Genomic DNA, 2,741 nt, shown 5'->3' with positions numbered 1-2,741 from the left:
CCGGTGGATAACCGGTGGATAACCGGTGAAGAGTAACTCACTGGTTCCTCAATTCTACCGGTATCTACTGGCACATGATTGAATTATGAATGCAATAAACCTTAATTCGATTTCTCCCGACAACAAACAGTCCAGAGCAGTTGGATTCTATTGAATAGATGCAATAATACTGTATATATCATTATATATTAATAACATCTATAATGTTTAATAGATATTAATCCATTAATATTGTATTAATAATAATAATAATAATAATATACGTTCATGTCATAATTTTCATAATGAACAATAACCACACGTGAATAACATTTAAAATGCCTCGAAATACATTCTACATTCTGCTTTATACTCCATCCCGTACTCCTCTTTATTTAGATTGATTTAAACGGAGAATTTATAATGGCACATCTACCCATCATGTTCAGTTGGAAAAAAAGGATTCGTTATCACTCTGATCCAGCTAAGGTGTTTTATCAATTATGTCAAGGACGTACGAATACACTTTTATTGGAATCATCAGCTGTACGTAATTACGAAAAAATAGAAAGTAAATTAATCGTGGACAGCGCTCTCCGTATTACGGCTATTAATAATATTGTAACTATTCAAGCATTGAGTCACAATGGATCTAGCCTACTTCCTTTACTTGATTCCGTTGTACCCTCATCCATGATGGTGGAACGTACTGAGACACGTCTTAACATTCGTTTTTTGCGACATACGATATCGACTGATGAAGAACACCAGCGCCTGATTCAAACGTCTATTTTTGATTGTTTTCGCTGGATAGTACAGGTGATACAAGGATCTTTGAAGGAGTGGAAAACATTATTTTTAGGAGGTTTATTTGCATATGATTTAATCCATTCTTTTGAAGATGTCCCGAAAAATAATCATCCCTCTCCTTGCCCAGACATATGTTTTTATTTAGCGGAGTCAGTTATTACGATCAATCATCAACACAAAACCGCTGTTATACAAGCGTATTCTTTTTCGTCTAAATCGTCAGAACGAAATCGATTGTGCGCACGCATTCAGCAAGTCGATGATTGCATGCGTATGAACACATTCTCTATTATTCCTCCAGCGCCCTTGAAAAAAATTACTGTTACTACCAATATCAACGATATTCAATATGCACACATGATTAATCAGATGCGTGTTTTTATTGCTCAAGGAGAGGTATTTCAGGTTGTTCCATCGCGTCAGTTTTATTGCTCTTGTACCCATCCGTTATTAACGTATCGCATTCTAAAACGAAACAACCCCAGCCCATACATGTTTTTTATGCAAGATAAACATTTTATATTATTTGGCGCTTCCCCTGAAAGTTATCTGAAATATGATGCGAATCATCGAATTATTGCGTTGCATCCAATTGCTGGAACGCGTTCCCGTGGCTTACATGTAAATGGAAGCATCGATTTAGATTTAGACAATCGCATTGAATTATCATTACGTACCAATCAGAAAGAGTTATCTGAGCATTTAATGCTAGTAGATTTAGCGCGTAATGATTTAGCAAAAGTTTGTCAATACAATAGTCGCCATGTGTCTCAATTAATGGCTGTAGAAAAATATTCTCATGTAATGCATTTGGTGTCTCACGTTACCGGAATTCTACGTGCAGATCTAGATATTTTCCATGCATATCAATCTTGTATGAACATGGGAACATTAACGGGGGCTCCTAAATTACGAGCCATGCAACTCATTGCGCAATCCGAACCAGTATGCAGAGGATCTTATGGGGGTTCAGTAGGTTATTTTACTGGAGATGGGTCTTTTGATGCCTGTATTGTTATTCGTTCTGCCTTTGTTCGAGATCATCGAGCAACCATACAATCTGGAGCGGGGATTGTATATGATTCTGTTACAACTGATGAAGTATTAGAAAGCACCAATAAAGCACAAGCAGTATTACAATCTATTATTCATACACATCAACGGGATAGAGGAAAATTTTATGTCTGATGTTCTCTTGCTAGATAACCTTGACTCATTTACATACAATTTAGTAGATTCTCTACAATCGTTTCATCAACGTGTATTGGTATATCGAAATACTGTAGCATTACATGTATTAACTGATGCAATAGCTAATATGGACCAACCCGTTATCGTTCTTTCTCCCGGACCTGGAATTCCGAACACTGCTGGATCCTTGCTCCAGGTTATTGAACTTTTTAAAGGAAAAGTACCCATTTTAGGGATTTGTTTAGGACATCAAGCATTAGTACAGTCGTATGGGGGGACTATTCATCCTGCCCCAGAAATGGTGCATGGAAAAACATCTTATATTACCCATGATCAAAAGGATATGTTTGCTTCTCTTCCTAATCCATTACTGGTAGCACGTTATCATTCATTATTGTGTACTACTGTTCCAATGCCCTTGTGTATCAATGCGCACTACAATACGATGGTGATGGGAGTTAAATATTATCTAGATCGTGTCTGTGGATTACAATTTCATCCCGAATCGATTTTAACTCCAATGGGGTCTATTTTATTGCATGATACATTGCAGTGGTTACGCCACACCGATCAATGATGGTCATCTGGAATATACATCACTATAAGGGCATAAGATGCACTAGGAGACCATATCAGTACCCTGAAGTATTTCTATTACCTACATTATGGTAATCATTAGATTTCCAACTTGAAACTATAGGAGTGATGTCTGTACTAAGTACCATTCCCCGGTGGATAACCGGTGGATAACCGGTGGATAA

The 2,741-nt window shown here is 37.1% G+C and carries 2 protein-coding genes; both read left to right on the top strand.

The annotated features are described in order from the left end of the window. The first annotated feature begins 402 nt into the window (after positions 1-402). Positions 403-1,977 carry an anthranilate synthase component 1 gene (locus tag EAO23_RS02065; protein ID WP_158349279.1) on the top strand — a complete coding sequence of 525 codons (1,575 nt, stop codon included), beginning with the start codon at positions 403-405 and terminating at the stop codon, positions 1,975-1,977. Then, positions 1,970-2,557 carry an aminodeoxychorismate/anthranilate synthase component II gene (locus EAO23_RS02060; protein WP_158349278.1) on the top strand — a complete coding sequence of 196 codons (588 nt, stop codon included), beginning with the start codon at positions 1,970-1,972 and terminating at the stop codon, positions 2,555-2,557. The genes EAO23_RS02065 and EAO23_RS02060 overlap by 8 nt, the downstream gene beginning before the upstream one ends. Positions 2,558-2,741: the final 184 nt, after the last annotated feature.

The organism is Buchnera aphidicola (Cinara strobi) (assembly GCF_900560745.1).
In the GTDB taxonomy this organism is placed as follows: Bacteria; Pseudomonadota; Gammaproteobacteria; order Enterobacterales; family Enterobacteriaceae; genus Buchnera_F; species Buchnera_F aphidicola_AJ.
This window is presented reverse-complemented; position numbering and strand designations above follow the sequence as displayed.

Coding starts and splice junctions, on each gene's coding strand:
- EAO23_RS02060 (WP_158349278.1), top strand. CDS start 1,970: ATGTCTGATGTTCTCTTGCTAGATAACCTTGACTCATTTACATACAAT.
- EAO23_RS02065 (WP_158349279.1), top strand. CDS start 403: ATGGCACATCTACCCATCATGTTCAGTTGGAAAAAAAGGATTCGTTAT.